This is a genomic window from Stenotrophomonas sp. GbtcB23 (assembly GCF_019091045.1).
GTDB lineage: Bacteria > Pseudomonadota > Gammaproteobacteria > Xanthomonadales > Xanthomonadaceae > Stenotrophomonas > Stenotrophomonas rhizophila_A.
In genome coordinates this window covers 1-4,954 of sequence record NZ_JAGXKC010000084.1, presented here as the reverse complement: position 1 = coordinate 4,954, position 4,954 = coordinate 1, and the positions used below count along the sequence as shown (strand labels likewise).

The 4,954-nt window shown below is 62.9% G+C and carries 5 protein-coding genes and 1 pseudogene; 1 reads left to right on the top strand and 5 read right to left on the bottom strand.

All coding sequences use genetic code 11. The annotated features are described in order from the left end of the window. Positions 1-414 (top strand): hypothetical protein (locus KVS69_RS17780; RefSeq protein WP_254622260.1); only part of this gene is annotated, 414 nt, incomplete at its 5' end. Between the two features lie 157 nt (positions 415-571). On the opposite strand, the gene KVS69_RS17775 is transcribed toward KVS69_RS17780, so the two are convergent. From KVS69_RS17775 to KVS69_RS17755, 5 genes and pseudogenes are all read right to left on the bottom strand, one after another. Further along, positions 572-2,395, bottom strand: a complete 1,824-nt coding sequence (locus tag KVS69_RS17775; protein ID WP_217539293.1) for a glycoside hydrolase family 15 protein — start codon at positions 2,393-2,395, stop codon at positions 572-574. Further along, on the bottom strand, positions 2,392-3,291 hold the full coding sequence (locus KVS69_RS17770; RefSeq protein WP_217539292.1) for an SDR family oxidoreductase: 900 nt from the start codon (positions 3,289-3,291) through the stop codon (positions 2,392-2,394). The genes KVS69_RS17775 and KVS69_RS17770 overlap by 4 nt, the downstream gene beginning before the upstream one ends. Positions 3,292-3,324: 33 nt before the next feature. Continuing rightward, complete coding sequence (locus KVS69_RS17765; RefSeq protein WP_217539291.1) at positions 3,325-4,191, bottom strand: SDR family oxidoreductase; 867 nt, start codon at positions 4,189-4,191, stop codon at positions 3,325-3,327. A 108-nt stretch (positions 4,192-4,299) separates the two neighbouring features. Next, positions 4,300-4,686: a sensory rhodopsin transducer gene (locus tag KVS69_RS17760; RefSeq protein WP_217539288.1), complete on the bottom strand. Its 387-nt coding sequence runs from the start codon at positions 4,684-4,686 to the stop codon at positions 4,300-4,302. Continuing rightward, a pseudogene (locus KVS69_RS17755) lies at positions 4,686-4,954 on the bottom strand (DUF4126 domain-containing protein); the annotation flags it as partial. The pseudogene KVS69_RS17755 and the gene KVS69_RS17760, both read right to left, overlap by 1 nt.

Genomic DNA, 4,954 nt, shown 5'->3' with positions numbered 1-4,954 from the left:
TTGGGATTGCTTCTTTCGGCCGGCGGAGCAGAGGCCATCAAAAGCAATCCGCTTTTGGGGCTGGTCTATTGCTCAGGCGGCGTGCTGATCTTTGTGTTCTTGTGCTTTTGCCTTGTGCTCGATGTCCGTGCTCAGCAGGTATGGGCGTGGCATCTTCGGCCTGGCCGTCATCCCTGCTTCAAGAAAGGGGGCTTCTTGAAAGGCGCGCTGCTGGGGGGAATCATGGGCATCGTTCTCGTCGCGATTTGCGCATGGATCGGCTGGACGCAGGCCAACCACCCGCTTTACGGCGACATTGCAACGGCTGCCTTCTACTTGGCTTATCTGTATGGGATCGTTGTGATCAGTGTGCCAGCGGTGGTTGTGGGCTTCGCCAAGCGGGCTTGGGATCGCACGAAAACCCCAACCCACTAGGATCTCTTACTGCGCTTCTGTTCTCGGAGGCCCATCTTGAAGAGACCCCGGCGGCCTGCGACGCGGTGAGTCTCTACCAGCCTGGTTACTACTCAATGCGATTTGATGCTGTCTATGTTCCCCCTAAAACTCACCTGATTTCCCGCTGGCATCGACATTACTCTCCATCCACAGCGTAGGCGGCATGCACCAGGGCCAAGTGACTCAGGCCCTGCGGCGTGTTGCCCAGCCCCTGTTCTGCCCGCGGGTCCCACATCTCCGACATCAGCCCCACGTCGTTCTGGACCTTGGCCAGCAACGATTCGAACAACCGAGTGGCTTCGTCCGCCTCGCCCAACAAGCCGTAGGCTTCCACCATCCAAAACGCGCAGCTGATGAACGTGCCTTCGCACTCCTGCATGCCGCTGTAGCGCCAAAGCAGGTCCCCGCTCTCATCCGACAGCTCGCGCCGGATCGCCTCCCGCGTGGAGACGAATCGCTCCCGGCGCACCTCGGCAAGCCCGAAGCGCGACGCCAACATTATGCTGGCATCCAGCTGGTCACTGCCGGCGTGCATCACGTAGCTCTGTCGGCCCCCGTCCCAGCAATGCTCGTCGATCCATTCCAGGACGCGCTCCTTCTCGCGCTGCCAGCGTGGCAGACGTGCGGTGGTGATGTGTCCCTGCTCGGCCAGTTCGCAAGCCCGGCGCAGGGCCATCCAGCACTCCACTTTCGACATCGTGTAGTGCTGCGGGTCTTCCAGCTCCCAGAAGCCGTGGTCTTTCCGCATCCAGCTGTCGGCGCACTCGTCTGCCAGTTCGAACAAGAGCCGGGCAGTTGTGGGGTCGAGGATGTGGCCTGCTTCGATCATCCGGCTGGCCATTTCCAACACGTCGCCATAGGCGCACGTCTGCAGCTGGTCAGTAGCGGTGTTGCCGATGCGCACCGGTTGGCTGCTACGGTAGCCGGGCACATCAATGTAGCGCTCATCCTCCACGCGGTCGCCGCGCAGCGTGTAGCAAGGAGCAAGGCCCGGGCGATGGCGGCCAATGGTGGTCATCAGCCAGCTGAAACCGGCCTTGGCGTCCGGCAGGGCGCCAACGCGAAGGAAGGTCTTGATCACGTAGGCCGCGTCGCGCACCCAGGCATACCGGTAGTCCCAGTTCTTGTCCCCGCCGATGCGTTCGGGCAGCGAGGCGCTTACCGCTGCGGCAATGGCGCCGGTCGGAGCGAACCACAGGAACTTCAAAGCCAGCGCTGAGCGGATGACCTCGGCGTGGCGGCTTGCATGGCAGTGCAAATCGTCCACCCACTCACGCCACTCCCGGTCGGAGCGATCGATACGGGTATCGATGTCCTCCAGGGGCGGGACGGGGAGCACTTCGTCCTGGGAGACCAGCAGTGCCACGATTTCCCGTTCGCCGGCACGGAGGGTAAGGCTGCCGCGCACTTGGCGGTCGTCGCAGTGATCGATCTTGACCTGTTCGGAATAGCGCAGCATTGTCATTACGGGGCCGGCGTGATGAACACACCCATTGGGAGTGTCGCTCATCCATGGCGTGCAGGTTCCGGCACGTGTGCCAGGCTGGTAAAGCAGGTCAAAGGTGATCTCTCCATCGAGGCCTTCCAGTCGACGGGCCAGCTCCGACCAGGGTAACCGTCCGGCCGGGCCGCTGTTGAGCGACTCGGTCAGCCGGGCCAAGCCGGTTGCGGTGTGGACGAGGGTTTCCAACACGTTGCTTTGGTCGCGATAGCGCCGCTGGACCTGCTGAACGTCCCGGGCTTGCAAGACAAAGCGACCGCCAGCCGGGGCATCCAGCAGGCGGTCGAGCAAGGGTGGAGCGTCCATGCAGGGGGCGCACCACCAGTCAATGCTGCCATCTGGGGCGATGAGCGCGCTGGACCGCCCATCGCCAACGGCGGCGTAAGAGTGGATGGGGGCATACCCGTCCGCGTCGCGCTCCACAGGCAGGTTGTCGATATCTTCGGCCCCAGCGGTCACGGCAGCAGCATGCCGCCGGCGGCGCCGATGACCTCACCGGTAATGTAGCTCGATTCCTGTGTCGCCAGCAGCACATAGGCTGGGGCCATTTCCACCGGCTGGCCTGCCCGCTTGAGCGGGGTCTTCGAGCCGAACTCAGGGATGGCCTCCGGCGGCTGTCCGCCGGCCGGCTGCAGCGGGGTCCAGACCGGGCCCGGAGCCACGGCGTTAACGCGAATACCGCGCTCGGCCACCTGCTGCGCCAAGGCTTTGGTGAAGTTGACGATAGCGGCCTTGGTGGGGGCGTAGTCCAGCAGGTTGGGAGAGGGCTGGTAGGCTTGGATGGATGCTGTGTTAATGATGGTGGCGCCGGCAGGCAGGTGCGGCAGAGCGGCCTTGCACACCCAGAACAACGCATGGATGTTGGTGCGGAAAGTGGCGTCGAACTGTTCGGTGGTCAGATCCTCGATCTTTTCCACGGCCAACTGCTTACCGGCGATGTTGGCCAGCACGTCCAGTCCGCCGAGACCTTTGACTGCCTTCTCCACCAGGTCACTGCAGAACTGCTCATCCTGAAGGTCTCCAGGGATGGCGATCGCCTTGCGGCCTTCGGCTTCAATCAACGCCACCACTTCGGCCGCATCTTCTTCCTCTTCGGGCAGGTAGTTCAGTGCCACATCTGCGCCTTCCCGAGCAAACGCTATTGCTACCGCACGTCCAATGCCGGAATCCGCGCCGGTCACAAGCGCCTTTCGGCTCTTCATGCGGCCCAGGCCCACGTAGCTCTTCTCCCCATGCTCGGCGGCAGGCGTCAGCTTATGAACGGTGCCCGGCGGAGTCTGAACCTGCGCCGGGTAGGTGGGCTGCGGGAACTGGGTCAGCGGGTTCTGCATGTCGTATTGGTTGCGAGAAGTCATTGGAGTCCTTGGGGGAGGAGGGAGCCAAAGGCGTTATAGGGTGACAGCGCCGCCGGAGATGGTGAGCAGTGCGCCGGAGGTGTAACTGGCGCTATCTGCCGCGAGCATCACGTAAGCCGAAGCGAGCTCGGCTGGCTGACCTGGTCGACCGAACGGCGTCTGGCTGCCAAACTGCTCAACTTCTTCCGCGGCCATGCCGGCGGGAATGAAGGGTGTCCAGATAGGGCCGGGCAACACCGCATTGACACGAATCCCTTTCTCGGCAAGAAGACCGGCCAGGCCGATGGTCAGGTTGGCGAGCGCGCCCTTCGTGGCCGAGTAGGGCAGGATGTTGGGGGTGGGCTTTTTGGAGTTGACCGAGGCAGTGTTGATGACCGAACCGCCGTCCTCCAGGTGTGGGACGCACAGGCGGGTGAGGTTAAATACCGCATGCACGTTCGTCTCGAACGTCTTGCGCCAGTCCTCCAGAGTGATGTCGTCGAACGACTCGTAATAGCGCTGATACGCAGCGTTGTTGACCAAGATGTCCAAGCCGCCAAGGTCGGTCGTGACCTGCTTGATGAGCGCCTCGGCTTGGGCGTCATCGCTGATGTCGCAGGGGCAGAGGACGGCCTTCTGACCTGCCGCTTCGATCAGGGCGCCAATGCTGGCGGCATCCTTCTCCTCGCCCTCAAGGAACGCAATCGCCACGTCGGCACCCTCGCGGGCGTAGGCGATGGCCACTGCGGCACCAATGCCGCTGTCCCCGCCGGTGATCAGGGCCTTCTTGCCCTTCAACAGGCCGTGGCCGACGTAGCTTTTTTCCCCATGATCTGGCCGAGGGTCGAGCTTGTCGGTCTTACCGGGAAACGACTGCTGCTGGGCCTTGAACGGCGGTTTGGGATAGTTGGGCACGGGCATCGGCTGAGCCTCTATGGCGTTGGAGGAAAGCCAGTGTGCGTTGGGGCTGGTAAACGTCGCGGCCCAGCGGTGTAGATGCGATGTGCAGGTGCCTCACCAACGGACTGGTTAAAGCGGGTAGGCAATGGTGGTCATGATGCTGTTCTCAGCCTGGCGTGAATCAAGCCGCGTGTGCTGCACCACTACTGGGACATCTGATTCGATCACGCACGAGAACCCCACGCCGAGCGGCACCTTGGCGGGACTCTCAAGATCATTGAAGCGCTTGTGACACGTCCGCCGGGCTGGCACGGTGAAGCGGTAAGGTCCCTGCGGTTCGCGATCCTCGAAATACAATGTCAGCGTGACCTGAGCATCAACCGGGCCCGTGTTGAGGACGCAGCAGGTTTCGTGGCTTTGCAGCTCTGGCTCCGGACCGTTGCTCCAGGCAGGAATGTAGCCTTCTGCGATTGCCCAGCACCGCCGACCGATCGATGTCTGCTCATCTTGTTTCATCAGCGACGTCCTCTCCGCTTGGGTCCCCTTGCAGCCTGAGTGATCAGTGCCGCACTTCCCACGGCGATGGCATCTTCCACGGCCCCGGTGCTGGTCTGGCCATAGCGGGCAATCGCGCGCATGCGCAGATCGAAGGTCACATACGCCATTCCCACCGCTGCGCCGGCGCCTAGCAGCGCGCCTAGCTTTCGCTGCCGATAGGGAGCCATGGCCGCACCGGCAATCATCCCTGTGGCAATGCGCGCCACCATGCCCGCGGGGCCGATCC